The 26,389-nt window shown below is 34.3% G+C and carries 25 protein-coding genes; 11 read left to right on the forward strand and 14 right to left on the reverse strand.

Annotation, left to right across the window (positions count from 1 at the left end):
- Window positions 1-87: 87 nt before the first annotated feature.
- Complete coding sequence (locus tag ACFOZZ_RS12490) at window positions 88-1,044, reverse strand: N-acetylmuramoyl-L-alanine amidase family protein (RefSeq protein ID WP_376815352.1); 957 nt, start codon at window positions 1,042-1,044, stop codon at window positions 88-90.
- Window positions 1,045-1,345: 301 nt separating this feature from the next.
- Between ACFOZZ_RS12490 and ACFOZZ_RS12495 the strand changes: the two genes are divergently transcribed.
- The 5 genes from ACFOZZ_RS12495 (at window position 1,346) to ACFOZZ_RS12515 (ending at window position 4,473) form a co-directional block, all read left to right on the forward strand.
- Window positions 1,346-2,038, forward strand: a complete 693-nt coding sequence (locus ACFOZZ_RS12495; RefSeq protein ID WP_006505048.1) for an iron-sulfur cluster assembly scaffold protein — start codon at window positions 1,346-1,348, stop codon at window positions 2,036-2,038.
- A gap of 15 nt (window positions 2,039-2,053) precedes the next feature.
- On the forward strand, window positions 2,054-3,055 hold the full coding sequence (locus tag ACFOZZ_RS12500) for a GGGtGRT protein (protein WP_055234003.1): 1,002 nt from the start codon (window positions 2,054-2,056) through the stop codon (window positions 3,053-3,055).
- A gap of 82 nt (window positions 3,056-3,137) precedes the next feature.
- A complete protein-coding gene (locus tag ACFOZZ_RS12505; protein ID WP_279079904.1) occupies window positions 3,138-3,440 on the forward strand; it encodes a nucleoside triphosphate pyrophosphohydrolase family protein in 303 nt (100 codons plus the stop codon).
- A gap of 546 nt (window positions 3,441-3,986) precedes the next feature.
- Entirely contained in the window at window positions 3,987-4,151 is a 165-nt protein-coding gene (locus ACFOZZ_RS12510) for a hypothetical protein (RefSeq protein WP_187114862.1), read from the forward strand.
- A complete protein-coding gene (locus ACFOZZ_RS12515) occupies window positions 4,138-4,473 on the forward strand; it encodes a type II toxin-antitoxin system RelE/ParE family toxin (protein WP_376815353.1) in 336 nt (111 codons plus the stop codon). Before ACFOZZ_RS12510 ends, ACFOZZ_RS12515 begins: the two co-directional genes overlap by 14 nt.
- 253 nt (window positions 4,474-4,726) lie before the next feature.
- Here ACFOZZ_RS12515 and ACFOZZ_RS12520 read toward each other — a convergent pair whose 3' ends face one another.
- The 6 genes from ACFOZZ_RS12520 to ACFOZZ_RS12545 all read right to left on the reverse strand — a co-directional run bounded on the left by ACFOZZ_RS12520 (window position 4,727) and on the right by ACFOZZ_RS12545 (window position 16,826).
- On the reverse strand, window positions 4,727-5,980 hold the full coding sequence (locus ACFOZZ_RS12520; RefSeq protein ID WP_055234200.1) for a GDSL-type esterase/lipase family protein: 1,254 nt from the start codon (window positions 5,978-5,980) through the stop codon (window positions 4,727-4,729).
- A 163-nt stretch (window positions 5,981-6,143) separates the two neighbouring features.
- On the reverse strand, window positions 6,144-7,427 hold the full coding sequence (locus ACFOZZ_RS12525; protein ID WP_376815354.1) for an amidohydrolase family protein: 1,284 nt from the start codon (window positions 7,425-7,427) through the stop codon (window positions 6,144-6,146).
- A gap of 127 nt (window positions 7,428-7,554) precedes the next feature.
- Entirely contained in the window at window positions 7,555-11,124 is a 3,570-nt protein-coding gene (locus tag ACFOZZ_RS12530; RefSeq protein ID WP_376815355.1) for a family 20 glycosylhydrolase, read from the reverse strand.
- Between the two features lie 55 nt (window positions 11,125-11,179).
- Window positions 11,180-14,569, reverse strand: a complete 3,390-nt coding sequence (locus ACFOZZ_RS12535; RefSeq protein ID WP_376815356.1) for a family 20 glycosylhydrolase — start codon at window positions 14,567-14,569, stop codon at window positions 11,180-11,182.
- A gap of 294 nt (window positions 14,570-14,863) precedes the next feature.
- On the reverse strand, window positions 14,864-15,625 hold the full coding sequence (locus ACFOZZ_RS12540; protein ID WP_376815357.1) for a DNA polymerase beta superfamily protein: 762 nt from the start codon (window positions 15,623-15,625) through the stop codon (window positions 14,864-14,866).
- A complete protein-coding gene (locus tag ACFOZZ_RS12545) occupies window positions 15,606-16,826 on the reverse strand; it encodes an RtcB family protein (protein WP_376815358.1) in 1,221 nt (406 codons plus the stop codon). The genes ACFOZZ_RS12540 and ACFOZZ_RS12545 overlap by 20 nt, the downstream gene beginning before the upstream one ends.
- Before the next feature lie 98 nt (window positions 16,827-16,924).
- On the opposite strand from ACFOZZ_RS12545, the gene ACFOZZ_RS12550 reads away from it, so the two are divergent.
- A complete protein-coding gene (locus tag ACFOZZ_RS12550) occupies window positions 16,925-17,263 on the forward strand; it encodes a DUF2500 domain-containing protein (RefSeq protein ID WP_376815359.1) in 339 nt (112 codons plus the stop codon).
- 21 nt (window positions 17,264-17,284) lie between these two features.
- Here the strand turns inward: ACFOZZ_RS12550 and ACFOZZ_RS12555 are convergent, their stop codons facing one another.
- From ACFOZZ_RS12555 to ACFOZZ_RS12580, 6 genes are all read right to left on the reverse strand, one after another.
- Complete coding sequence (locus ACFOZZ_RS12555; RefSeq protein WP_279148087.1) at window positions 17,285-18,121, reverse strand: WYL domain-containing protein; 837 nt, start codon at window positions 18,119-18,121, stop codon at window positions 17,285-17,287.
- Window positions 18,099-19,301, reverse strand: a complete 1,203-nt coding sequence (locus ACFOZZ_RS12560) for a WYL domain-containing protein (RefSeq protein ID WP_376815360.1) — start codon at window positions 19,299-19,301, stop codon at window positions 18,099-18,101. Before ACFOZZ_RS12560 ends, ACFOZZ_RS12555 begins: the two co-directional genes overlap by 23 nt.
- A gap of 14 nt (window positions 19,302-19,315) precedes the next feature.
- Window positions 19,316-20,053, reverse strand: coding sequence for a nucleotidyl transferase AbiEii/AbiGii toxin family protein (locus ACFOZZ_RS12565; RefSeq protein ID WP_376815361.1), 738 nt, complete (start codon window positions 20,051-20,053; stop codon window positions 19,316-19,318).
- 117 nt (window positions 20,054-20,170) lie between these two features.
- Complete coding sequence (locus ACFOZZ_RS12570) at window positions 20,171-20,698, reverse strand: IS200/IS605 family accessory protein TnpB-related protein (protein WP_376815367.1); 528 nt, start codon at window positions 20,696-20,698, stop codon at window positions 20,171-20,173.
- Window positions 20,699-20,801: 103 nt separating this feature from the next.
- Window positions 20,802-21,395, reverse strand: coding sequence for a type IV toxin-antitoxin system AbiEi family antitoxin domain-containing protein (locus tag ACFOZZ_RS12575; protein ID WP_376815362.1), 594 nt, complete (start codon window positions 21,393-21,395; stop codon window positions 20,802-20,804).
- 116 nt (window positions 21,396-21,511) lie between these two features.
- Window positions 21,512-22,393 (reverse strand): PHP domain-containing protein, encoded by an 882-nt coding sequence (locus ACFOZZ_RS12580; RefSeq protein WP_376815363.1) that lies wholly within the window; start codon window positions 22,391-22,393, stop codon window positions 21,512-21,514.
- A gap of 132 nt (window positions 22,394-22,525) precedes the next feature.
- Here ACFOZZ_RS12580 and ACFOZZ_RS12585 point away from each other — a divergent pair, with 132 nt between their 5' ends.
- Window positions 22,526-22,729, forward strand: a complete 204-nt coding sequence (locus ACFOZZ_RS12585) for a hypothetical protein (RefSeq protein ID WP_376815364.1) — start codon at window positions 22,526-22,528, stop codon at window positions 22,727-22,729.
- The gene (locus ACFOZZ_RS12590) at window positions 22,698-23,690 is read left to right on the forward strand and encodes a pyridoxal phosphate-dependent aminotransferase (protein ID WP_376815365.1); all 993 of its coding nucleotides are present in this window, start codon (window positions 22,698-22,700) and stop codon (window positions 23,688-23,690) included. The genes ACFOZZ_RS12585 and ACFOZZ_RS12590 overlap by 32 nt, the downstream gene beginning before the upstream one ends.
- Here ACFOZZ_RS12590 and ACFOZZ_RS12595 read toward each other — a convergent pair.
- Window positions 23,687-24,217, reverse strand: coding sequence for a TetR/AcrR family transcriptional regulator (locus ACFOZZ_RS12595; protein WP_055233211.1), 531 nt, complete (start codon window positions 24,215-24,217; stop codon window positions 23,687-23,689). The genes ACFOZZ_RS12590 and ACFOZZ_RS12595 overlap by 4 nt on opposite strands.
- 100 nt (window positions 24,218-24,317) lie before the next feature.
- Here ACFOZZ_RS12595 and ACFOZZ_RS12600 point away from each other — a divergent pair, with 100 nt between their 5' ends.
- Genes ACFOZZ_RS12600 through ACFOZZ_RS12610 form a run of 3 tightly spaced genes read left to right on the forward strand, consistent with a single transcriptional unit; the run spans window position 24,318 to window position 26,306 of the window.
- Window positions 24,318-25,148, forward strand: coding sequence for a DegV family protein (locus tag ACFOZZ_RS12600; protein ID WP_278861129.1), 831 nt, complete (start codon window positions 24,318-24,320; stop codon window positions 25,146-25,148).
- Window positions 25,149-25,182: 34 nt separating this feature from the next.
- Window positions 25,183-25,764, forward strand: coding sequence for a chromate transporter (locus ACFOZZ_RS12605; protein WP_376815368.1), 582 nt, complete (start codon window positions 25,183-25,185; stop codon window positions 25,762-25,764).
- Entirely contained in the window at window positions 25,761-26,306 is a 546-nt protein-coding gene (locus tag ACFOZZ_RS12610) for a chromate transporter (RefSeq protein ID WP_376815366.1), read from the forward strand. The genes ACFOZZ_RS12605 and ACFOZZ_RS12610 overlap by 4 nt, the downstream gene beginning before the upstream one ends.
- The last annotated feature ends 83 nt before the right edge of the window (window positions 26,307-26,389 follow it).

A 26,389-nucleotide genomic window follows, 5' to 3' on the forward strand; every position in this document is an offset into this window, starting at 1 on the left:
AAGTCAGAATAATATATCTGCTGATATATCATCTGACTTAAATTCTAGCATTATTAACTTAATGACATTGGCGTGAGCTTCCTTTTTTCATACTGTACGCATGTAGTTATAGACCTGTTTCTTGAAACTCTCCCAGTTCATTGATCCAGACTGCCCTTCTATCATTAGTCTAGGACACTTTTTACCCGACCAATCATGATGCATACGGAGTTGATCTACACTGAGGTGATATTGTTTTAATAATGCCGCTGCAAGTTTAGCTGCATTCTTTTCTGCACTATAGAGATTACCATCATCGTTTACACATATTTCTATCGCAATAGATGCACTATTGCCTGGCATGACACCATCTCCTGCATGTCCTGCCTGTTGATTGAGAGGTAATGATTGGTAGATACTATGGTCATCCACTGTATAATGCCAGGAAGCAGAACGTACATTACCTGTATATTGAAGCTTTGCATGACTCAAAGCATCGGCTCCTTTATTTGTATTATCTGTTGTATGAATTGTGATATACAGTGGTCTCATTGCATAATGCGTGCGATGACTACTTGTTTCAGGAATCATATAATCCCTATAGAGTGGTATCCCAGTTGTATTCTCTATAGAATTATTAACATCTATACTCACATATTGAGAAGAGACCCACCCTTTTCCTTTTATATACATATAGCGTCCTGCTTCTTTTGTAACATGATAACTTCCTGCAGGAATAACCTGTCTTGTAGCATAGTATGAAAATGGTGCACTATAGAGCGTCTTGGAAGAACTGAATGTAATTGTATTAGAGATTGTAAGAGGCTGTGCACCTACATAGTTTTTATGACTATACTTTTTACCATCCATACCAGTATACGTGAGTCCATCAAAACTGATACATTCTATAGGTCTAGATAGGAGGTGATTACTTATTAAAATATGATCACTCTCTATAATCACCTGTGAGGGTGTATAGCTAGGAAAACTGATAATAAGCAACATAACAACTAATATATTCTTCAACATTCTCTTTTGTTTTGTTGTCATTCTCTTATGTTTCATTGGTCATTCCTTCTTTCATGGCATTGTCATTATAATCTTAAATTAAGTGTATGAATATTATTTGAACTGAAACAACATATTTACATACTGTAATTTTCAAACAGCAAAAAATGAAAACGCTTATTTTTTCACAAGTCATGATAAAGCCTAAAACTCGTTATTTTAAGCCCTTTTTATACTACTTTTTGCATGCTGTTTTCTTGAGTTTCATTGACTTTAAAAGGATGGTGTCATATAATTTTGACAGGTGATAACCCTCACCTTGAATCAACAGTCATTTAGTAATGAAAGGAGTAAAAAAATGATTTATTCAAAAGAAGTTGAAGAAATGTATTGCGTTAAACAGGGCGGCAATCATGGTTGTGCCCCAATTCCTGAAGAAGGCAAATGGGTTTATTCTAAAGAAATCAAGGATATTTCTGCTTACACTCATGGTATCGGATGGTGTGCTCCACAGCAGGGTGCTTGTAAACTTTCTTTAAATGTTAAGGAAGGTATCATTGAAGAAGCACTTATCGAAACTATCGGATGTTCAGGTATGACTCATTCTGCAGCTATGGCAGCTGAAGCTTTAGTTGGTAGAACTTTACTTGAAGCATTAAACACTGACTTAGTTTGTGATGCTATCAACACTGCAATGAGAGAATTATTCTTACAGATCGTTTATGGACGTTCTCAGTCTGCTTTCTCAGAAGGTGGTTTAGTAGTAGGTGCTGGTCTTGAAGACTTAGGTAAAGGTTTAAGATCAATGGTAGGTACATCTTATGCTACTAAGAAGAAAGGTCCTCGTTACCTCGAATTGACTGAAGGTTACATTACTAGAGTTGCTTTAGATAATGATGACCAGATCATCGGTTACGAATTCGTAAATCTTGGAAGAATGATGGACATGATTAAAGCTGGAGAAGATGCTAATGAAGCTGTTAAGAAAGCAACAGGTTCTTATGGACGTTTTGCTGATGCTGCTAAGTACATCGATCCAAGAAAGGAATAATTAGGAGGTAGAACAATGGCTATTACATTTGAAGGTTATGAAAGAAGAATCAACCAGATCAATAAAACTTTAAACGAATATGGTATCAAAGATATCGAAGAAGCTAAGAAGATCTGTGATGATAAAGGTATTGATGTTTATAACATCGTTAAATCTACTCAGCCTATCTGCTTCGAAAATGCTTGCTGGGCTTACACTGTAGGTGCTGCAATCGCAATCAAGAAAGGTGACGTTAAGGCTGCTGATGCTGCTAAGACAATCGGTATTGGTTTACAGTCATTCTGTATCCCTGGATCAGTTGCTGATGATCGTAAAGTAGGTTTAGGTCATGGTAACTTAGGTTCAAGACTTCTTGATGAAGAAACTCAGTGTTTCGCTTTCTTAGCTGGTCATGAATCATTCGCAGCTGCTGAAGGTGCAATCAAGATCGCATTAAACGCTAACAAAGTTCGTAAGCATCCTTTAAGAGTTATCTTAAATGGTTTAGGTAAAGATGCTGCTAAGATCATCTCAAGAATCAATGGTTTCACATATGTTGAAACTCAGTTCGATTATTTCACAGGTGAGGTTAAAGAATTATCTAGAACTGCTTATTCAAATGGTGACAGAGCTAAGGTTAACTGCTATGGTGCAGATGACGTACGTGAAGGTGTAGCTATCATGCATAAGGAAGGTGTAGATGTATCAATCACTGGTAACTCTACTAACCCAACTCGTTTCCAGCATCCAGTTGCAGGTACATATAAGAAAGAATGTATCGAACAGGGTAAGAAATACTTCTCAGTTGCTTCAGGAGGAGGAACTGGTCGTACATTACATCCAGATAACATGGCTGCAGGACCAGCTTCATATGGTATGACTGATACTATGGGTCGTATGCATAGTGATGCTCAGTTCGCAGGTTCTTCATCAGTACCAGCTCACGTTGAAATGATGGGCTTAATCGGTATGGGTAACAACCCAATGGTAGGTGCTACTGTTGCAGTTGCAGTTGCTATTGAAGAAGCTAGCAAATAATTAATTCAACACTTAAAGTCCTGATTTATTCAGGGCTTTTTTCTTTACTACAATGAATATTAATGATTATCAAAAAGAAGCAATGAGAACACTGAATCCCGAACTGAATAAGAAAGATATACTTATTAATAGTGTTATGGGATTATGTGGAGAGTCAGGAGAAGCAATAGATATCGTTAAGAAGTGGTTGATGCAAGGACATGATCTAGACAAAGATTATCTTATTAAAGAATTAGGCGATATAGCCTGGTATCTTGCTGAAGCAGCCACTGCATTAGATGTTCCTTTAGATACTATTCTAGAGGGTAATCTTGATAAACTACATAAAAGATATCCTGACGGATTTAATACAAGTGCTTCTATCAACAGACAAAAAGAGGATTGATTCTGTATCACAGAGTCAATCCTCTTTCTTTATATTTCATAATCAATGACAGTGATTTTCTTCATTTTAGGTCCTTTATTAAAAAGAAACATATGTTCCCTTAAAGAAGGATACTGATCCATATCCTCCTTTTTTAGTTTCATGGAATAATGTGAGATTTCATTTAAATATGAATTTCAACTTTCAAAAAACGCATATACTCTAGATTACTATCATTTTCTTAGTCAAAAAATAAGATCACCTGTTTCTCCATCTTTCCACTTTCCTTTATTCTTATCTAAAAAACGACATTTGTTTGAGAAATTCCAGATTAGTGAGGGTATAAGACATATAGGAAGCTTTTTTCCCTAAATTTATAGAAATGTAAAACACTTGTATCTTACAAATAAGCATCAGGTGGAGACTTAAATACCGGATTTCTGAAACAGATGCATAAACATCCTAGAAGCTACGACTTCAAATACAAAGTATAATGTCGTAGTAATTCACTGTTGTTTGTATTTGTATGAATAAATGCTATACTATGAGTAAGGAGGACTGATTGCTATGAAACCAATTAAAGATACTGATTCAGTTAAAAAAAATACTGTTATTCTTCCTGAAACAATCGAAGACAAGTTAAATGAAGCAGAAAAAGATTACGAAGAAGGAAGAATTCATACTGAAGAAGAAACATGGGGAATGTTTAGTAAAAAGTATGGATTTGAATAATAAAATACTTTATACAGATTCAGCAATTGGTGATTTAGATAAAATACTATCTTATCTCTCTGGATATAAAAATCCATATATTCTCACAAAATTCAAACATGATATTGATGAAAATCTAGAAAGGATAAGGTTACATCCAAAGTCTCATCCGGTCATTCTAAAACATCATCGATATGAATATAGAAAGTTAATAATTCATCATTATATCTTTGTTTACTTTGTTGATAGTACAAATAACGAAATAACAATTTTCAGAATAATTCATGAATTAGAAGATCATCAAAATAGATTAGGTATAAATAATTTAAAAAATGAGGAGTGATTCAATATAAAAAAACGAATTGCTCTTTTTATATTTTAGAAAAAAGTCGAAAAGATGTGGTATATTTGATTAAGAAAATCATAATGGAAATACAAAAACATAACAACAAAAACAATTAAAAATAAACGCAATCAATTGGATGATGAATTAACAGTAATTAATTCACGTCTAAAAGAGTTTAATAATCTCAAATGAAGCAGTGTGCAAAAAAGAGGATTGATTCTGTATTCACAGAGTTAATCCTCTTTCTTTTCTATACTGTCACTGGTAATTTATCTACCACCGCTTTTTGTCCTTCTAATGTGAAATGAACACCATCAGTCACATATTCACTTCTCAACTGCGTACGATCTTCATCCTGACATAAATCATCTAGATCAATATATCCATCTGCAGGATTTGTCTTAATCCATGTATTAATATCTTTTCTCATCTGATCTATTTCAGGTGTCCACTCAATGTCATCACCTTTATTTAAGATATTACGTGTATAACCTTTCCAAGCAGAACGAGTAACTAAATATACTTGAATATTTCTTTCATGTGCTTTACTAATAAGTGTTTTATAAGCATCAATCATCTGTTCTGTCGTTACTTTAGGTGCAATCCCCATCATACTCTTACAATTAGGGTGAATAATATCATTACATCCTACCTTGATAATAACAGTCTTTACACCTGGCTGATTTAAAGCATCTCTTTCAAATCTCTTCAACATAGATTCACCATAAGCCATACCAAGTCTACCTGCTCCATCAGCACATAGTCGATTACCCTTAATAGCCTGCTGTAAGACACCTACATTATGAATACCAGCTAAATGCAGTTTAGTAGAGAATAGTGTTGGTATATCATTCGCAAGTGTAGAATCACCAATTATAACTGTAGAATGCGCATCGGAACGATTGACATCTAAACCTGTTAATAATGGGATCACATCATATTCACCAAAGCTTCCATTTAATATCATTGGTACACCTGTAGTTGCAGGAAGATTGACCTGATTACCTGAACTAATATATGTTTTGCCACCAATTAAACCAAATGTTTTTAACTGATCTGTATTTTTCATATACATAGAAACAGTGACTGGTTCTAATGCATCTACATAATAGTCTAATGGATCTGAATAAACAGTTTCTCCTTTTTCTAATGTTACTTTCTTACATCCATTAAATGTCACAGTCTTCTTTGTAGGAAGTTTAATACACTGTTTACTTATTGTTTTCGCTATAGTCACAGCATCAATAGTCATAGGACCTGTACCATAAGTATTAGAGAATGTAAGACGTACTGTTTCACCTGTCAATGTAGGTTTAATTACAGTTCTAAATGTTAAGTGATGCAAGCCAAAATCCTTAAAATGATTCCCAAAAAATTTCTGTATACTAAATTCTACAGGACTTGTAGACCAAGAGCCTACCCAGTTTTCTTGAGCACAACTTGATGTCATAGATGGGAATAAACATAACGCAATACTCACAAGACATGAAATTAATTTTTTCATGAGATTTTCCTCCCTTTTTCATATTATATCAATTTGAAAAATCTCTTTTCTAGCATTACCATATATATACTTGAATATCATCCATAAATATGTTCATACAAATAATTGTATTTAAAACATATGAATATGGCTGCTTAAAAAATCCCTTCAAAGAAGGGATTCATTATAAGAACTTATCCAATTCATTTTTTACCTGTTCATTGATCTTATTAGTAGGATGATCAATTCTATGACCTCTCATGATAACAGATTCAATATGTCTTAATGCCAATAAGTCATCTAATGGATTATCCTTTGTGACAATCATATCAGCTGACTTACCTACTTCAATAGAACCAGTTTCATCATCAATACCAGCCATTCTAGCTGCCTGTAGTGTCGCACAATAAATTGCATATGCATTACCTACACCTACATACTTATGGAAGTAATATAGTTCTCTCCAGAAGTCATACTGTGTAATCCAAGGGCATCCTACATCATTACCTAATACAATAGGAATATCATTCTCTAATGCCTGTTTCGCACATTCTATAATTCCATCAAATACGACTTTACCATTGAATTGTTCTACTTCTGATGCGTTAGTAATAGAACGATCAAATAAAGCATATGGTAAGGCTGGTGATAATGTAGTACATAAGAATGCATTATTATCTTTAAATAATTGAATCATATGATCATCGAGTTTTGCCCCATGTTCTATAGAATCTACACCATTCTCCAAAGCCACTCTTACACCATCCGATGATTCTACATGTGCAGCCACCTTAAAGCCTAATTCATGTGCTTTATCACAAACCGCTTTAACCATTTCAGGTTCCATCTTTAATTCTCCAGGAACACCCTTTTCCTTAGCATCTAGAACACCACCTGTAATCATTAATTTAATTAAATCGACATTCTGTTCCTTTGCTTTACTTACCTGTAAAAGTGCATCATCAATTGTTTCAGCTGCAATTGCTACACTCCCTGCCATATGACCATGAGGTACTGAAATACCTTCATTACCTGCTAAAATACGTGGACCTCTCTTCTTCTCGCAATTAATTTCATCACGTACACGTGTATCAAAATCTCTAATACCACCTACTGTTCTAATCGTAGTGACACCACTAAGTAACTCCATTTCTGCAAACCCGCTCACCATATTATGAGCAATAGCACGCGTAAGTGGATTACTCATTAAGAAGTTTACTAACTTCGCATTATCTCTCTGTTTCTTTTGTGGTTTGCCATTTCCTGCTAAGTGTACATGCATATTAATAAGACCTGGCATAATATAGTTTCCTTCTAAATCCACTACGTTATACCCTGTTAAATCAGCTTCTTTCTGTAAAACAATATCCTTAATCTTCCCCTGTTCTACGAGAATCGCATATCCTTCCTTAACATGCATCTCCTTAGTCCCATCTATTATTTTTCCATTGATATAAGCATCCTTCATTATGCTCACCCCTCTCTTACATCTATGATATCATATTCACTTCACATTATAATGTAAACATCTCACTTCTTTTGTAAAAAAAGAAGAGATAGCATTACACTATCCCTTCCCTAAAAAAGATGAATCTTTAGTCTTTCTTCTTCTTTACAGAAACATAACCAGCTAAAGATAAAGCCATAGCTGATACTAATCCAAATAATGAAGTTGGATCACCTGTCTTAACAGTATCATCCTTCTTATCTTCTGGTTTAGTAGTAGGTTTTGTTTCTGGTTTGATTTCAGGCTTAGTTTCAGGTTTTTCTGGAACGGTTGGTTTTTCTGGTTCAATAACAACCTTTTCTTCTAAAGCGTCTACTGCTTTAGTTAACTTAGCCACAACTTCATCTACTTCTACCTGAGTTGCATTTTCTGCATCAAGACCCTTAGCTTCTTCAACAGCAGCCATTAATGCAGCCCAAGATTCTTCAGTATACTTACTTTCATCTAATTCTTTGATTTCAGCAAGTTTAGCATCTAATGCAGTTGTATCACCCTTAAGAACATCTAAGCCCTTAATAGCTTCTTCTAATTTCTTAGCAGCTTCATTAACTTCTTCCTGAGAAGCATCTTTGTTTTTAACAACAGCCTTAGCATCTTCTAATGCTTTAGCAAATGCATCACGTGCTTTCTTAACAGCCTTATTTAATGTTTCTTCAGAGATAGCTTCAGCCTTAGTCACTGTTTCTTCAAGTTCAGCCTTATTCACTTTTGGAGCTACCTTTAAATTCTTCATTGCATCACGTAATGTATTAATTACTTCTTCATTATTTAAATCTTCTTTTGCATAAGCCTTCTGAGCTTCAATTAATGCGTCTAAGAATGTATCAACAGAATCAGCAGTCTTATCAGTTAAATCCTGACCATAAGCTTCTTTTAATAGGTCCTTAAGTTCAGTATTTTCAGCCACCTGTTCATAAGTGAACTGTACTTCTGCAATTTTATACCAGCTATCGCTTGCTTCTTTTATTTCAAGTTTAACATACTTCACTGGCTGTTTATCGAATGTGAATGTCTGTTCAAGATTATTCGCATCCATCTTTAAGTTAGCCACTCTAGTCCAGTTTTCTTTATCTTCAGATACCATGATATCTGCATTCTTGATAATATCTGAACCTGGTTTTTCAGGAGCTGAAATCTTAATACCACTCATATTCACTTTATTTGCGAATGTAAATGTGATATGTTTACCGACTTTCTGTGCATCATTGAACCAAGCAAATGTATCTCTATTACCATCGAACATCTTGTCATAGCTATACTTATCGCTTGGATAAACACCTAATGACCAATAACCATCAGATGCCTGAACACTAGGAACATTTCCATCACGCTTCATTAAACCATTTCTAGCAGCAACTAATTCATCATATGCAGTCTTCACTGCTTCATCAGTTACATCTTCACTATAAAGAACCTTCTTACCATTCTTTACAGCTTCTAAGTATTCAGCATAACCAGAAGCATAACCATTATCTTCTAATGGGTTTTCTACTTCTACCCACAATGGATAGTAAACACGTTTAATAGCTTTCTTCTTAGCTGCATTTAACTTAGTTAAGATACCATCTACATCCTTCTGTAATGCATTCTTGTCATCATAAAGTTTCTGTGCTTCATCTAATGCAGCTTTATATTCACCTAGTGTTGCACCAATATATTCATTTTCATCTAAAGCATTATCTAAAGCAGCCTTTAAGTCAGTCTTGTCTGTGTAGATTTCATAAGTGAAAGTGAAAGTATCACCCTTCTTGCTATATGTACCAGTTGCACTGTCTTTATCAGACACTAAACGATAACCGTAAATCTTTTCAGCAGTGAAGTTATATTCATCACCGATATTACCATAACGAGTCACTGGACTCTTAATTTCCTTACCATCTTTATTAACATAGTTGATAGTGACTTTACCTAATGAATCAGCTGGTAAGATTGATCCAGAATCTGGTAAAGTAGAACCCTTATCAAATGCTGCAACATGTCCAAGCTTTGCATAATTAGCCTTAAACTGGTTATGAGAAATAATACTATTAGACTTTGTATTCCATGCCTTAGTAGCAAGTGCACGCATTTCATTTGCGATATCTTCAGTAATAGTATCTTCATCACATACATCGGCCTTATCACACCAGATAGCAAGTGATGCACCTTTAATAGCTGGGTTATCATCTGCAATAGTGTTAGCCTGGAATTTACCTGGAGTCCATTCATCAAAGATTAACTTATCAGAATTTAAGTTATCAAATGAATGCTGTTTACGTCCATCAGTTGGCATTGATGGTCTTAATACATAATAGAAGAAACTAGCATTTACGTTATAAATAGTATCATGACCCTTATCTAAGAAAGTCTGAAGTTTTGCGATACTATAGTTCCAAGACATCTGACTCCAGAAATCAATACCAATATACTTATGCATTTTGATCAGCTGTTTCTTATCATAGTATGAATTTTCTCCATAATAGATACCATCATTCCAAATACGAGGAGTAAATCCTTTTTCATGTACATGTTCTGCTAAGTCATTGATATATTTCGCAACAACATCCTTCCAAGTTGCATTAGGATCAATGTTTTCTCTTGCATAATTATCTAATACAGACTTGTACTGAGTAGTGAAAGGTGCACGGTCAAATTCCATATATTCATCGCCACCGATGTGGAAATCTGTACATCCTTCAAATAATTCCATATATTCATCATATAAGCTGTAAATATACTTAATCGCTTCAGGATTAGTGATATCTAAACCTGATTTATAATGATTACCATATTTATCTACCTGCCCATATTCTGGATGAGCTCTTAAAATCTGGTCAACATGGCCCGGAGAGTCAAATGATGGAATAACTTTAACACCATATTTCTTTGCTTCCGCAAGAATTTCTCTTACATCAGCTTTTGTCAAATGCTGTTCAGATACGATTGATGGATCTGTTTCACATTCAATACGGAAACCTAAGTTTTCTGAGAAATGCATCTGGATAGCATTCATCTTGAAGTAAGACATTTCTCTGATCTGTCTAATGAACCAGTCTTTAGAGATGTACTTACGAGCCATATCTACATGGATACGACGTTCAGCTACATTAGGATAGTCAACGATTTCACCATAAGCTAAAGTGCTATTATTCGCAATTGTAAGCTGTTCAATAGTACGTAAACCATATAATACAGCTGTTTCACTTGCACCAGTTAAATGGATACCAGTGTCATCGATTGTAATCTTATAAGCTTCCTTACTTGTAGTCTTATCAGTGATTTCTGATACAGGTTTGATATCAATAGTGATATCAGTTGGTGCACCATCCTGATTATAAAGCATACCCTGAGCATCACTAGAAATAATCTTCTTAGCCATGAATTCAGAGTTAACTAATTTAACGATTTCTGCAAGTCTATCATTCTTTAAGTTGGCTTCGTTCGCAACGATTACGAATTTAGAATCCTTAGTCATTACCCAAGTCTTATCAGAAGCATCTTTAGTATATGACTGTAAGATAGGTGTAGTTGCAGCAACGAGCTGTTCATTAGTCATTGTTCTTTCAGCAATTGCAGGCGCCCCATTGTAGGCCTGTGCAACTATAGCACCACTTGAAAGAGTCATAGAAGAAACGAGCATAACGCTCATTAACATACGTTTCATATTATTTGTATTCATTTTCATTTTTCCCTATCAAGTAAGAGGCAGGCTTTGCTGCCTCTTGTTTTATTTATTAAGCTTTCTTTCTTTTTAAATAGATATAAACAACAGCTGATGCAGTCATGAGAGCGAACATACCAGCAATCATAGTAGAATCACCTGTCTTAACAGTATCATCCTTCTTATCTTCTGGTTTTGTAGTTGGCTTTTCTGTTGGTTTTTCAGATGGTTTTTCTGGAACAGTTGGTTTTTCTGGTTCAATAACAACCTTTTCTTCTAATGCATCTACTGCTTTATTTAACTTAGCTACAGCTTCATCAATTTCTTTCTGAGTTACATTTTCTAAGTCAATAGCCTTTACTTCTTCTACTACAGCCATTAATGCTGCCCAAGATTCAGCAGTATATTTGCTTTCATCTTTCTTACTAACAGCTTCAAGAGCTGCATTTAAAGCTTCTGGATTACCTCTAAGAACCTTTAATCCGTCTAATGCATCATTTAATGCCTTAGCAGCTTCATTTACTTCTTCCTGAGAAGCATCTTTAGCAAGAACAGCCTTAGCATCAGCTAATGCTTTGTTGAATACTTCTACGTTCTTCTTAATTGCTTTATTTACTTCTTCTTCAGTTAAAGCATCAGCCTTAGCAATTGCTTCATCAAGAGCATCTGTATTCACTACAGGTGCATCAACTAAGCCTTCGATAGCCTTCTTTAAGCGGTTAATAACTGCTTCATTCTTGATATCTTCAGCTACTAATGCTTTTTGAGCTTCAATAAGTGCTTCTAAGAATTCATCTCTAGATGCAATTGTCTTGCCTTCTAAATCTTCTTCCTTAGCTTTTTCAATTAAATCTTTTAATGTAGTATCTTCACCAATGGCTTCTAATACGAACTCAACTTCAGAAATCTGATACCAAGCTCCATATCCAGAATTGATGTATATTCTTACATACTTAACTTCCTGTGCATCAAAGTCAAATCTCTTTTCTAATGGATCTGTACCCTTTAATGTACCTACTGTTGTCCAGTTTACCTTATCAGCAGAAATCTGGACTTCAGCATCACGTAAGATATCACCCTGGTCTGCCTGTACAACATTCACACCTGATAATTTTACTTTACCTGGGAATGTGAATAATACTTCATCACCAGCTGTCTGGTCAGCACCAAACCAACACTTAGAATTACGGTTACCATCAATCATCTTGTTGTATGAGTACCAGCTATAGTATCCCTTAGTTGCAGAAATAGTAGGCTTGTCTGCAGCTTTCTTAATTAATGCTTTCTTTGCATTCATGATGTTGTTATAGGCAGCTTCAGCTGTTTCAACATCTAAGTTTTCATCTTTAAGAGTGTTCTTTCCGTTATTAACGGCATTCATATAAGCCTGATATCCAGATGCATAAGCCGCATCACTTACTGGATAATAAGCTTCTACATATAACTTATAGAATTTAGCCTTTACAGCTTTTTCTTTTGCAGTACGAAGTGCAGCTAATGTTTCATCAACTTTCTTCTGTCCTGCTGAAGGATCTTCTTTAACGTCTTTCGCAACGTCTAGAGCTTCCTTATATTCCTTCACTGTTTCAGGAATATAATCTTTAATCACTAGTGCATTATTCACTTCTTTGATTAATGCTTCCTTATCAGTAAATGTCTTATAAGTTAAAGTGATTGTTTTATTTTCTTTATATACGCCTGTTAATGATTCACTTGCCTTTTCGAACTTATAGCCATAAAGTTCCTTAGGTTCAATAGTGTATTCATTGTCCTTTAAGCCATATAAAGTTTCTGTAGGTTCAATTGTCTGTCCAAATTCATTCTTATATTCAATTGTAAGTGCAACAGACTGTCCTTCATAAAGAACCTGACCTGGTTCTGGTAAGACGCTCTTATAACCAGGAACGCGTCCAATCTTATCAAATGCCTTCTTTACATCAGCATATTCAGGCATTGAATCTGATGTATTCCACATCTTATAAGCAGTTGCACGAGTTCTATAGAAGATGTTATTGGCCACTGAATCCTGTGTCATATAACCTGGAACGTCACACCAAATAGCATAAGAACCACCTTTAATAAAGTTTGCGTATGGTTTCTTATAAGTCTGTGGAATACCACCCTGTAATGTAGAGAACTTACCTGGATTCCATTCTCTATAAATTCTATCTCCTTCAGGACATGCATTCTGTAACCACCAAGAAGATAATACATAATACATGTAAATATCAGAGAAGTTGATAACTTTATTACCATTCTGTACAAACTTTTCGATACTTGCACAGTTCTGTGGAGCAGCCCAATAACAGATTTCGATATCTGGATCTAACTTATATCCAGTATAGTTTCCATACATCACACCATCGTTCCAAGTTCTAGGAGTCATACCCTTTGACTTAGCGATTGCAGATACTTCATTGAAGTATTCCATGATCTGTACATACTGTTCATTAGAGAAGTTAGAGAATTTTTCTAAGAATTCATCTCCACCAATGTTAAATCTCTTACATCCAGCTTCTGAGAAGAAATCGATAAATTCAGTCATTAAATCGATTAAGAAACCGCGTGCTTCGTCATTTGTAAAGATATTGAAGCACTGTGCTCTTCTACCATCAGATGGGAATAAGCTTGCACAGCTATAATCAGATGGTAAATATCTTAGAACTGCACCAAGGTGACCTGGAGAGTCTAAAGATGGGATAACTTCGATATGATATTCATTTGCAACCTGAATAATTTCTAACATATCCTGTTTAGTGAGATACTGGTTGTTTACATACTTGAAACCATCAATTGCTTCAAGAGTATCACTCTGTAATCTGAAACCTTCGTTTTCAGAGAAATGAAGCTGAATTGAATTGTATTTCTGCCAAGATAAATCTTTAATTAATGAAATGATCCAATCCTTTGTGAAGAACTTTCTTGCACAGTCCAAATGGAATGAGCGGTCTTCAACATCAGAATAGTCAACAATATTTCCCTTAGTTAAAACATTGTCACCTTCAATTAACATCTGGATTACAGATGTTAAACCATAATAGATTCCTGTTTCATCTTCTGCAGAAATAGTAATATTATTTTTAATATCTACTGCATAAGCATCATTTTTGCCAGTTAAATCTGGATTAGTTCCCATTTTTACAATGATGTCATTGTCTGCAGCATTTTCTAATGTACCAAAAACAATCTGTGGTGCTTCTGATAAAACACCTCTGTCTGCTAACTGCGAACTTGCACGTTTCAAATCACGTAATAACACTTCATTATTAAGTGTCTTTTCATTTGAAACCACAAGTAAACGGCTTTTCTTCGGCAATGTAAATGTGTCTGAATCCTTTGTATAGCTTTGTACATTCGGATAAATCACATTAGGTGCCGCAAAAGCTGGTGCAGCTGCAGAAGCAACTCCCGATAACGCAATAATTGCAGCTAAGCCTACTTCAACAATTTTTTTCCCTTTCATGATTTCACCTCTTTCTTTGTTGATAAGACTACAGATTTCACCTCCACTCTTTAATTTGATGGATTGAAACAAAAAAAAGACCGCATTCACTGTACCCTAAAAAGGGCGTGTGAATGACGGTCTTGCCTACTTAAAGTAACAATCCTTCGACATCAGTATACATGACCTGACGCAAATAAGTCAACAGGAATCGCTTACAAATTGTACTAAAATTACATTCATGATTTTTTTCATTATATAATTTATGTAAAGTGAATTTGTATTGATATATAGTCGTTTTTTTAACAACTGTTTTTAAAACATATCGTCACTGTTCTTTTCTATTACCTTTCTAAACACCTCATTGAGCGGTTCCCATGATGACTCTCCATCGACAAGAGAAGATGTATCTCTTTCTTGTAAACTATTTACTATAAACTCATCTAGAGAAGAAATATGATTCACATACTTCTTCTCATTACTATTCTTCTTGATCATTAATAGTTTATTTATATCTTCTCTTAATTCATTAGGAAGTTCATATTCTATTAGCTTCTCTATTTCTATAGGGGGCTGCTTTTTGTTATGTACAATATATTGACTAGATAAGATACAGCGAAGAATATAGAGATACTTCTTCACTGGTACTTTCTCTTTATTCATATATTTTAATAGTGTTTTTGCCATTTTATGATAATGATGATATGACTTCTTCTGTGAAAAATAGAGAGGAATCACTTCCCTAATATAAGAGGCTTCCTTTGTTTCCTTATACACAATGGGTGATGCAAACCATTCAAGTAATGATGGATTTGATTTATAAAGAAGTTTTAAAGCCTTCTTGATATCCCATCCACTTATATCAAACACTTCATCTATAGGCAGTTCTATCACATCTGATTTCTCATCCAGGCAAAGATAATCTTCCTTCTTTCTTACATAAATAAAACGCACATCATAATCACTATCAACAGACTCAAAACCCCAGGCACGACTTCCTGACTCTATCGCATATATAATCTTAACATGTTCTCTCTTCTCAATCTCCTTGAGCTTATTAATAATTTCTTTTCTCATTTCCATGCTCCTTATAGTTATATACAGGCTTTAACACCTCTATGACATCTACTGTTTCTCCAACAACATCTAGTATATCTTCCACTGATTTATAAGCCTGTGGCGCTTCATCCAATGTATCTAGAGAAATAGATGTTGTATAAATTCCTTCCATTGACTTCTTATATTCCTTGATATCCAACATTTCTTTTGCTTGCTTACGTGATAATATTCTTCCTGCACCATGTGGTGCTGAATAGTTCCATTCCCTATTTCCTTTACCTATCCCTAGAATAGATCCATCTTTCATATTCATAGGAATAAGAACCTTCTCACCTTTCACTGCTCGTATAGCCCCTTTTCTTAATATCATCTCATTGATATCTATGTAGTTATGAATGGTATGAAAAGAGTCGATTTCTGTAAGAGATGCCTTTCCCATTATCATACTGGCTATTAGTTCTCTATTTCTCATCGCATACTTCTGACATATCTCTATATCATGAAGATAATCATTGAGTGCATCACCATATAACCAGCATAAATCTTCTGGAATATCTAAAGTTCCATAACCTTCCTTAAGTTCCTCTAATGCGTGATTGATTTCCTTGCTTTTCCCAAGTTCTTTATATTCTTTAATGATTTCCTGGCGTCTTAATATATATTCATCCCATCCCCTATGTAGATGAATGGCACGTCTTTGATATATTTCTGCTACCTGTTTTCCAAGATTACGACTACCTGAATGAATAACCAAATAATAATCTCCTGATTTAGACTGTTCAATCTCTATAAAATGATTTCCTCCACCTAATGTTCCTAATGACTTTTCTAGATGTGATAATTTCTTAAGAGATGAATAACATTTTAACTCAGATAAATCAAATGTTTCTATAGGAGTTTCCCATACATTCATTCCTGAAGGAATCCATGAACATACTTCATCGATCTTCTTAAAATCAATTTCTTTATTTAATAATTTCACTGTATACATCCCACAGCCTATATCTACACCTACAATATTAGGACATACCTTATCCTTAATAGTCATTGTCGTACCAATTGTACAACCTTTTCCCGCATGTACATCCGGCATGATACGAATCTGACTTCCTAATGTAAGATCATAATCACACATTCTTTTAATCTGTTCTAAAGCTTTTTCATCTATCTGTGATGCAAAACATATCGCATTATTTTTCTTTCCTCTTATTTCTAGCATTGTTCTCACCTCAACAACATCATAGAGAATAAGACGCTGATTATCATGGACAAAAAGTTGCGAACTATAGTAAAACCATATACAAGGAGGGAAATCCCATGTTTAATCTAATGTTTACAATAGTTCCTGTACTAGTAATAGGAATGTTCATCTATGTTATAGTCAGTGGTATTTGTTCCTGGCATAAGAATAATAATTCACCACGTCTAAGTGTTCCAGTAAAGATAGTCACTAAACGTGCAGATACTATGTATACACACCACGAGGATATGATGTCATCATCACATACAACCTACTACGTGACTTTTGAAGTAGAAAGTGGCGATAGAATAGAACTTGTAGTACCAAGTCATGAATATGGATTCATGGTAGAAGGAGATCAAGGAAAACTTACTTTCCAGGGAACAAGATATATATCATTTGATAGAAATTACTAAAAGGGCGAATTATCGCCCTTTTTAAATGGAATATGCTTTTTGTTTCTTTAATCTTTGTCTTATGAGTTGTTTGAATTCTAAAGGTTCTATTACTTTAATCATAGGACCAAATGACAACAATCGAATCACCATCTCTGTCTCATCTGATTCATCATAGAATAGTTTCACTAAATAAGTATTTTCTTTTTTCTCTGTCTCTTTTTTAAAATGTGCAAAGTGAAGAAGAACTCTATCCAGTGTATTTCTTTCATCCTTTACTTCTATCAAGACATATTTTTCTACTCTTTGTTTATTTGTGGTAGAAACATTATGATCAGTCAAATGACATTCTTCTATTCTTGAAACATTGATTACTGTTCCATCATATGCAACTAAACGGAACTTATCATCCTTCTCTGAATATTCTAATAGCTGTGGTAAAACAAAACTTGTTTTCTGCTTCGTTTTCCATACAACAACTAGACCAGACTTCTCTTTAATGGCCTGCATGATGATATGAAAATTCTTCTGATACTGTAAGTCTGTATAAGAATCACCATCACTATATTGATCGTAAATATAAATATCATCAGGTGTAAAGAGTGGTTCTACATCATCTAGGAAAGACCAGGAATAAGAAAAAAGCTGCATACGGGGATCTAATGAAATAGCCTTTAACCATCTCTTTTGAAGGAGTGTCAATGGATAAGTAGACACATCTATATTCTTTATAGGCCATCTTTCTAACATTTCCTCCAACATCATGAAACTTTCTTTAAATGCATTCTCATTTATTATTTCATGTGTATGAGTAAATGAAGACTGTATAAGACAAGTCACTGTCTTATAGTAAAGACTATATATTTCGTGAAATATCATCTTCATCCTCCTCATAATAACGATACATCTCTTCTAAATCTTGTTTAAATTGTTTTTCTACTTCTTTATTCGATATAGAAATAGATTGAATACGACATATAAATGTACGAATCCAGGGAATCATTTCCTTTACATCATATACTTCTGCATAAAAACGACTTGTATTCTCATTTAGTCTTTCTACATATCCACATCTCTTTTCACGCAATAATCGTCTATATATATGTTCTTCCCATGGTTCATGGTGTAGAGTAAATTCTACTGTTTCTAAAGAACCATTAGAAAAACTTACTCCCCATAGATGTTTCTTCATTTCTTCTAACTCTTTTCTATATATCTCAAAGTCTTCTGCTTCTTCTAGAGATTTAATAGAAATAATATGATCTAGACGAAATGAATACATCTTTTTATTTTTACACATATAAGCTATCAAATATTGTCTGCCATCCTGCACACTTATAAATATACTAAGAGGGATTACCTTTATTCTATTATTTGATGTTCTTATCGATACATACTTATGCTGATGTATCGCATTGAGTAAATCATAAAGCACTTCACTGTCTAATACATGAGTGAGGTAATGATGTTTAAAACCAAAAAGAGAATCTTCTTTCTCCTGCTTATCAAGTATATAAGAACCAATCACACCACACGGAGATACTTCACTAAAGAAATCAAGAATATCATGAGGAATGATATAATCTTTACTTAATTGATAATAGATTTTCTTTCCTTTCTTATTTGTGATAAGAAGTCCTTCCTTGACATATTCTTTTAGTTTCTTTCTAAGTGTTGATTCATCATAGAGATACGTATGATTTGTCTTCTCATCTATTTGATCCATAAGTTCACTCATGGATAAAGGTGTATGAAGTAAGTCTAATATAAGAAAGTGAAGAATGATATCATGATCAGTAAAGCTTTTTGTTTTCCATACTCTATATAAGGGATTATGCTGGGTGATACGTGTATCAATAGATAAGTAAGGAACCTTACCAACTGGTGTTATATGATAATCAATATAATCACTCATATAGCTTTCTATACGTCTTTTTTCATTATCATAAGAACGTGCACTTTTAATTGTATAGTCCTGACGACTCTTGAATCCATTGATATAGAATTCTCTAATATACTCGCGTATTTTATTAAAGTTCTTAACTGGTTCCTGATACATAAGTTCATCTCCTCTTATAAATAATACATATCCATCATATGCATAACAGCATCACAAGCCTCATCAAAACTAATGTCCGCAGCATATTCAAAATTTTTCTGATAAGTCCTCCATTGACTATTCATCACGCCACTCTTTTTAACAACGGCAATGATGTTCTTATAATCCCTGAGGACTTCTGAAGTACCTCTCTTTTTCAGTGCTGCCTTCAAATACTCTGGTTCAATATTTTTATACTGCAGCTTCATAAGAATATAAACATCATAATAATCTCTTAATCTAGTATTCTGGTCACCTCTTGAAACAATAAATTCTAACTTTTCTGCCATAATTGTTTCCAGATTATAAGCGAGTACAGAGATTTCTTTATCCTCCAATAACAACTTATACCCATATCTTATTGCTTCAGGTGTAACTTTATCCCCCGTAGTAATATCCAGTTTCAAAGGCACAGCCATTGGTGGATAATTAGCAGATATTGAAACACGATATCCCGTATATTTGTCGCCCTCTCGAATTTCACATATTTTCTTTAATTCAAAAGTTATATTATCATGTAAATCAGTATTACATATATCAAAAAACATCTTTTTAATACTTTCTTCATTAACTGGCCAATCTTTAATTGATGCATCCATATCCATAGTAGCTCTAGTATCTAAGCCCACCATTGCAGCTATAAGAAAACCACCTTTCAATACAAAATTATGATGATACTTTGAAATAGAAATTCGCTCTAACAAACGCTCCAACGTGAACTACCTCAATTTAATACTCCGTATTTGAAGTCAAGGCTTCTAGGATGCTTATGCATCCGTTTAAGAAGATTGATATTTAAGTCTCCACCTATTGCTAGGCAATCCTTATTCTTATTGCGTCTCCACTTCGCCTCTACTGTATAGGATGTTTACATCCACAACTCTACTTTTACGCATGATATTTAATGCACCATTTACATCTGCATTCAGAACTTGTCCAATCGCTGTTCTATACTGTCCACGATGTATTCTCTTTCCGCTGAAATGGTGTTCTTCAGTATCATCACTCTTATAGACTGGTATGACATCCTTATCCCAGAAACTGGCCTTTGATGTGTAGGATTCCTCCTGCATTACAAGTATGATGCCATTCAGCTCACAGAGATATTCAAGCTTATCTCTCAGCAATCCAAATGGAATATTGACGAAAGTCTGATTGTTTCTTCTGCCTATGTTGGAATCCTTCTGAAATGTTTCATTATATCCCACAACAAGAGTTCCAATATCATGATCGATACAGTAATCAATCACCCTGCGTGCAGTCTTGTTCATGTAGTCATTTATTCTATTGTTACGCCTGCGTGCTAATGCCTTCTGTCTGTGGGTCGGCTTCTTTCCAAAATGCTGCTTATCCTTGATGGACTGCCTGTTTTTTAGATAAAGTTCTGCATGACAAGCTGCGCTGAAATTTGCTTTTCTTTTGAGATATTCTTAATAATAGCTTTAAGTTGCATCGCATTTTTCATATGAGCACCTCTAGATAAGTTCTTACTTTATCCTCAACACGAAACTTCTTCGCATACTCCGATAAAAGTGGAATATTCTTATCGGTTCTGATCACATAGCGTTTAAATGCTTCTGCAACAATACCTTTATCCAATCCTCCGCGCTTGCGGAGAATATCACACAAAGTACGTTCCATACTATATACCATTATTTTATTTCCACCTGGAGATTGTATTTGAGTCTTTCCTTCATCATACCATTCCTGTTTCACCCTTGCACAATTGACTCCCTCATTCCTTACATTTGTCAGATTATAATTATTTGGAAAACACATATCATATCTATTCGGTGTTCTATCCGTTAAGTCCCATAAAAACAAAGCTGTTTCATTAGAAAAAATTCCTTTCTTAAACCTAGCTTGCAAATCCACAAATTCATCTCCCCATACTTCAGGAAGAATATATACACCTCTCACACTTCTTTCAAGTTTACCTTCATCCACAATTTTTTTTAAATTTCCTCTGGATATTCCTTTTTTGGTAATTGCCGCAGATGTAATAATACCATTATTCTCTTTCGCAAGCTGTATGATTGTATCAGATATATTCATTCTATCACCTCCAAGTTAGTTATTGACTTTTACGCCCTTTATTTTTTATATTGAGGGCATATGGTATACATCCCTTTCACTTATATATACTCAAAAAAGGAAAGCTTTCACTTTCCTTAGATTAAATGATACTTCTTTAAGTTTTCTTTGATTTCTTCTTCTACTTGACTATGATGTCCACCTAACTTAATAGAAGGTTTTGTCTTACCATGGAAATCACTACCACATGTATAAAGAATATTCAGTTCTTTTGCCTTATTATAGAAGTACTGATTCACTTCTTCTGGATGATAACTAGAGAAACATTCAACCCCCTGTAATCCTAGTTTAACCATTTCATCTAGTAATTCAAACTGTCCTTTCAGATTATTCCCAGGATGAGCTATCACTGCCACTCCACCATGTTCATTAATCAGTTTAATTGTCTCTTCTAATGTAGGAAACTTAATCTCTGTATAACAAGGTTTCCCCTGTGCATAATAATCCCAATAGAAATTCACAAAAGGATTATCACTTCTAGACCCACCTTCACGATATGGTTTAAGTAATTCATTATTTAAATAACGTGGATCATTTAATAATGCTTCACCAAACATTTCACCTGTATAGACACCGTTAGAAGATAAAGCATCTAATTGTGCTTTCTCTAATTCAAAACCTAAATCATTAGTCAATTCTAGTTTCTTTAAGCTGCATGCCTGTTCCTGTTTCTCAATGCTTTCACCTAGCTTGTTAAACTCTTCTGAATCATCAACACCATATCCCACAACATGAAGATTCACACCCTTATAGGTACAATCTACTTCAATGGCTGGTATATAATTCATACCTAATTCCTTGCATCTTAAAGATGCTTCATTATTGGCTTTAATCCAGTTATGATCCGCAATAGCCATAATCTGGATACCTGACTGGTGACACATATCGACTAACTGTGTAGGTGTATATTCACCATCATCACTATAGAAACTATGCATATGTAAATCAATACTACTCATACTATTCTCCTCTCATATATATTCATCATATCATAAACAACAATCAACTTCAGAGAATTCATATCTTATCATTCATTTTACGTGACAAATATTAATCATTGTGATAATTTATTTGAAAAAGGAGTTGGTTTTATGAATTTATCTCATCGTACTGATACATTTACTGATTCAGTCATAAGAAGAATGACAAGAGTATGTTTGAAATATAACGCTATTAATTTATCTCAGGGATTTCCTGATTTTGATCCACCTAAAGAAATATGTGATTGTTTGGCTGAAGTGTCTCATGAAGATTATCATCAATATGCGATTACCTGGGGGGGCACAGAACTTTAGAGAAGCATTGGCTCATAAACAAGAGAAATGCATGGGTTTACCTATCGATCCTAACAAGAATATCGTTGTGACATGTGGTTCTACAGAAGCCATGATGTGTGCCATGATGACTGTCTGTGATCCAGGAGATAAGGTTGTTGTATTTTCACCTTTTTATGAAAACTATGGGGCTGATGCAATTTTATCTGATGCCAAACCTATTTATGTTCCATTACATCCTCCACTATTCAACTTTGATAAGAAAGAATTAGAAGATGCCTTTAAACAGCATCCTAAAGCATTGATTCTTTGTAACCCTTCTAACCCATGTGGTAAGGTTTTTACTAGAGAAGAATTAGAATATATTGCCTCACTTGCAGTGAAGTATGATACATATGTTATTACGGATGAAGTCTATGAACATATTGTCTATGCACCAAATAAACATGTGTATTTTGCCTCTCTTCCAGGTATGTTTGAAAGAACTATTTCATGTAGTTCACTTAGTAAAACTTATTCTATTACTGGATGGCGTTTAGGTTATATTATTGCGCCAGAACATATTATCGATGTCGCAAAGAAAGTACATGACTTCTTAACAGTTGGTGCAAGTGCACCATTACAGGAAGCAGCCGTTGTAGGACTTGAATTTGGAGAAGACTATTATAAAGAACTACAGGCATTATATACACATAAGAAAGATTTATTCTGTAATGGTTTAAGAGAACTTGGTATTAAATATACTGAGCCACAAGGTGCTTATTATGTCCTTGTAGATATATCTGAATTTGGTTATGACGACGATGTGAAGTTCTGTGAAGATCTTGCTCGTATTGTGGGTGTAGGGGCTGTTCCTGGTTCTAGCTTCTTTAAAGAAAATGTAAATCACCTCATTCGTTTTCATTTCGCAAAGAAAGATGAAACACTTCTTGCCGCATTAGATAAATTAAAAGATATGAAAAAAAAGATGCCTCATTATTAAGACATCTTTGGTGCACTTTCACTAATCATCTTGGCTACTTCCTGTGCAGGAACAAGTTTTCCTGTCTTTTCCCAATTAATAAATGTATTGAGTAAAGCACCTGCATAGTAATACGCACGATAAATCATTTCTTTATGATCAGAATAGAGTTCTACCATGAAATGGTTGACTGCATTCACTAATACAGAATAAAGACCTTGTCTTTCCATAATAATAAAGAATGTCGCATACTGATCAAAGAATTCTATTGAAAACAAGATATGTGAATATTCCATAAAACGTTCTCCTTTAGGACGTTTTTTATGTTCTGTCAAATATTGAATAATGATTTCGCGTAAATAGTCTTCTATCGCATTCACCTTAGAATCATAATAATGATAATAAGTCATACGTGAAATACCTGCTTTTTTCGCAATCTGGCTTACTGTAATCTTATCTAGAGGATCTCTCTTCATTAGTTCTACAATCGCTTCTCCTATACACATTCTTGTAAATCTATTTCTTTGTGTTTTCTTATTTACGTCCATAAACTGCACCTCTGAACAAATATTTACATAAACTTTCTCTTTGTAAATTGTATCATTTCACAATTTAAACTACAATAGCATTATTAGGGAGGTTTTTCGCATGAAAAGAAAAATTGTAACTGACTCATCTTGTGATATATGGGAATTAAATGGCGTAGATTTTTCGGTAGCACCGATGACTATTTCTACTGATAATAAACACTATGTAGACAATCAGGAACTAGATGTACGTTTAATGTCTGAAGACCTTGCAAAGTATAAAGGTGTTTCCCATACTGCATGTCCAAGTGTTGGGTCTTGGTTAGATTGTTATGAAGGATATGATGAAGTGTTTGTCGTCACTTTAACTGGTGCTATGTCAGGCACTTATAACTCTGCCATGACAGCCAAAGGTATTTATGAAGAAGAAAATGAAAATGTAAAGATACATGTATTTGATAGTTTATCTACAGGTCCTGAAATGAGGTTACTTATTGAAAAATTAAAAGAAATGATTGAAGAAGATCTAACATTTGAAGAAATTGTAGAAAAAGGACAGGACTATCTTAATCATACTAGATTATTCTTCGCATTAAAATCATTACATAACTTTGCGATGAATGGACGTGTAAGTAAAGCAGTTGCTTCTGCGATTGGTGTATTAAATATTTCTATTTTCGCAACAGCCAGTGAAGAAGGTACTATCCAGCAGATCAGTAAATGTCGTGGTGAAAAGAAAGTTGTGAAATCTATGATTGAACATCTTGAAAATGCAGGATACCATGGTGGTAAGGTACGTATCTCACATGCAGATAATTTAAAACTTGCACATAATGTCAGAGATAAGATTTTAGAACTTTATCCACATGCAGATATTATTGTATATCCAATGGGTGGTCTATGTACTTATTATGCTGAAATAGGTGGACTACTTGTAGGGTGTGAATGTTAAGCCAGTTGAGAAACTGGTTTTTTTCATATCTAAAATGTATAATACAGAACATAGGAAGGTGAATACTTTGAAGAATAAATTAGTGAAGCTCTTCTTGTCTACTCTCTACTTAAGTGCTTTTACTTTTGGAGGTGGATATGTCATCGTCTCTTTAATGAGAAAGAAGTTTGTTGATGAATACAACTGGATTGATGAAGATGAGATGTTAGATTTAGTCGCTATTGCGCAAAGTGCACCAGGCCCTATTGCGGTCAATGGGGCTATTGTAGTTGGATATAAGATGGCAGGACTGCTCGGTATATTCATCTCAGTACTAGCCACAATTATTCCTCCTTTTGTAATCATATCTGTCATTTCTGTCTTTTATGAAATATTTAAGACTAATCTGATTGTATCTCTTATGTTAGAAGGAATGCAGGCAGGAGTCGGTGCTGTTATTGCATCCGTATGCTTCGAAATGGGCAGTGGTCTCTTAAAAGAGAAAAACAAGCTTTATCCTGTGATTATGATTGGTGCTTTTGTCGCAAACTATATATTTAATATTAATGTCATGATAGTCATTATTGTTTGTATCATGATTGGATTACTTTATTCTATGAAAGGGGTACAATCATGATTTATCTACAATTATTCTTAAGTTTCTTGCAGGTCGGTGCATTTAGTTTTGGTGGTGGTTATGCCGCTATGCCGCTTATTAAGCAGCAGGTGATTACAGCCCATCATTGGTTATCTGTTCCTGAATTCACTGATCTTATCTCTATTTCACAGATGACTCCTGGTCCTATCGCAATCAATTCAGCAACTTTCGTCGGTATCAAGATTGCTGGTATTCCTGGCGCAATATGTGCCACTATAGGTTGTGTATTACCGTCATGTATTATTGTCGGTATCATCAGTTATTTCTATCTCAAATATCGACATATGGATAAATTACAGAGTGTCTTAAAGATGTTAAGACCAGCCGTTGTCGCATTAATTGCGACTGCAGGTGTCTCTATTCTCACCACTACTTTCTTTGGTGAAAGCTTCAATACATTTAAAATCCATCTTGTCGTGATATTTGGTATATGTGTTATATTACTTACTAAGTATAAATGTGATCCTATTCTTGTCATGCTTCTTGCAGGAGTTATGAATACAATTTATTACTTTATTTAAAAAAACGACCGCGAGGTCAATGTCATTAAGTTAATAATGCTAGAATTTAAGTCAGATGATATATCAGCAGATATATTATTCTG

The sequence above is a fragment of the Catenibacterium sp. GCM10023432 genome, assembly GCF_042651925.1.
GTDB lineage: Bacteria > Bacillota_I > Bacilli_A > Erysipelotrichales > Coprobacillaceae > Catenibacterium > Catenibacterium mitsuoka.

Coding starts and splice junctions, on each gene's coding strand:
- ACFOZZ_RS12490 (WP_376815352.1), bottom strand. CDS start 1,044: ATGAAACATAAGAGAATGACAACAAAACAAAAGAGAATGTTGAAGAAT.
- ACFOZZ_RS12495 (WP_006505048.1), top strand. CDS start 1,346: ATGATTTATTCAAAAGAAGTTGAAGAAATGTATTGCGTTAAACAGGGC.
- ACFOZZ_RS12500 (WP_055234003.1), top strand. CDS start 2,054: ATGGCTATTACATTTGAAGGTTATGAAAGAAGAATCAACCAGATCAAT.
- ACFOZZ_RS12505 (WP_279079904.1), top strand. CDS start 3,138: ATGAGAACACTGAATCCCGAACTGAATAAGAAAGATATACTTATTAAT.
- ACFOZZ_RS12510 (WP_187114862.1), top strand. CDS start 3,987: ATGAAACCAATTAAAGATACTGATTCAGTTAAAAAAAATACTGTTATT.
- ACFOZZ_RS12515 (WP_376815353.1), top strand. CDS start 4,138: ATGGATTTGAATAATAAAATACTTTATACAGATTCAGCAATTGGTGAT.
- ACFOZZ_RS12520 (WP_055234200.1), bottom strand. CDS start 5,980: ATGAAAAAATTAATTTCATGTCTTGTGAGTATTGCGTTATGTTTATTC.
- ACFOZZ_RS12525 (WP_376815354.1), bottom strand. CDS start 7,427: ATGAAGGATGCTTATATCAATGGAAAAATAATAGATGGGACTAAGGAG.
- ACFOZZ_RS12530 (WP_376815355.1), bottom strand. CDS start 11,124: ATGAATACAAATAATATGAAACGTATGTTAATGAGCGTTATGCTCGTT.
- ACFOZZ_RS12535 (WP_376815356.1), bottom strand. CDS start 14,569: ATGAAAGGGAAAAAAATTGTTGAAGTAGGCTTAGCTGCAATTATTGCG.
- ACFOZZ_RS12540 (WP_376815357.1), bottom strand. CDS start 15,625: ATGAGAAAAGAAATTATTAATAAGCTCAAGGAGATTGAGAAGAGAGAA.
- ACFOZZ_RS12545 (WP_376815358.1), bottom strand. CDS start 16,826: ATGCTAGAAATAAGAGGAAAGAAAAATAATGCGATATGTTTTGCATCA.
- ACFOZZ_RS12550 (WP_376815359.1), top strand. CDS start 16,925: ATGTTTAATCTAATGTTTACAATAGTTCCTGTACTAGTAATAGGAATG.
- ACFOZZ_RS12555 (WP_279148087.1), bottom strand. CDS start 18,121: ATGATATTTCACGAAATATATAGTCTTTACTATAAGACAGTGACTTGT.
- ACFOZZ_RS12560 (WP_376815360.1), bottom strand. CDS start 19,301: ATGTATCAGGAACCAGTTAAGAACTTTAATAAAATACGCGAGTATATT.
- ACFOZZ_RS12575 (WP_376815362.1), bottom strand. CDS start 21,395: ATGAATATATCTGATACAATCATACAGCTTGCGAAAGAGAATAATGGT.
- ACFOZZ_RS12580 (WP_376815363.1), bottom strand. CDS start 22,393: ATGAGTAGTATTGATTTACATATGCATAGTTTCTATAGTGATGATGGT.
- ACFOZZ_RS12585 (WP_376815364.1), top strand. CDS start 22,526: ATGAATTTATCTCATCGTACTGATACATTTACTGATTCAGTCATAAGA.
- ACFOZZ_RS12590 (WP_376815365.1), top strand. CDS start 22,698: ATGCGATTACCTGGGGGGGCACAGAACTTTAGAGAAGCATTGGCTCAT.
- ACFOZZ_RS12595 (WP_055233211.1), bottom strand. CDS start 24,217: ATGGACGTAAATAAGAAAACACAAAGAAATAGATTTACAAGAATGTGT.
- ACFOZZ_RS12600 (WP_278861129.1), top strand. CDS start 24,318: ATGAAAAGAAAAATTGTAACTGACTCATCTTGTGATATATGGGAATTA.
- ACFOZZ_RS12605 (WP_376815368.1), top strand. CDS start 25,183: ATGTATAATACAGAACATAGGAAGGTGAATACTTTGAAGAATAAATTA.
- ACFOZZ_RS12610 (WP_376815366.1), top strand. CDS start 25,761: ATGATTTATCTACAATTATTCTTAAGTTTCTTGCAGGTCGGTGCATTT.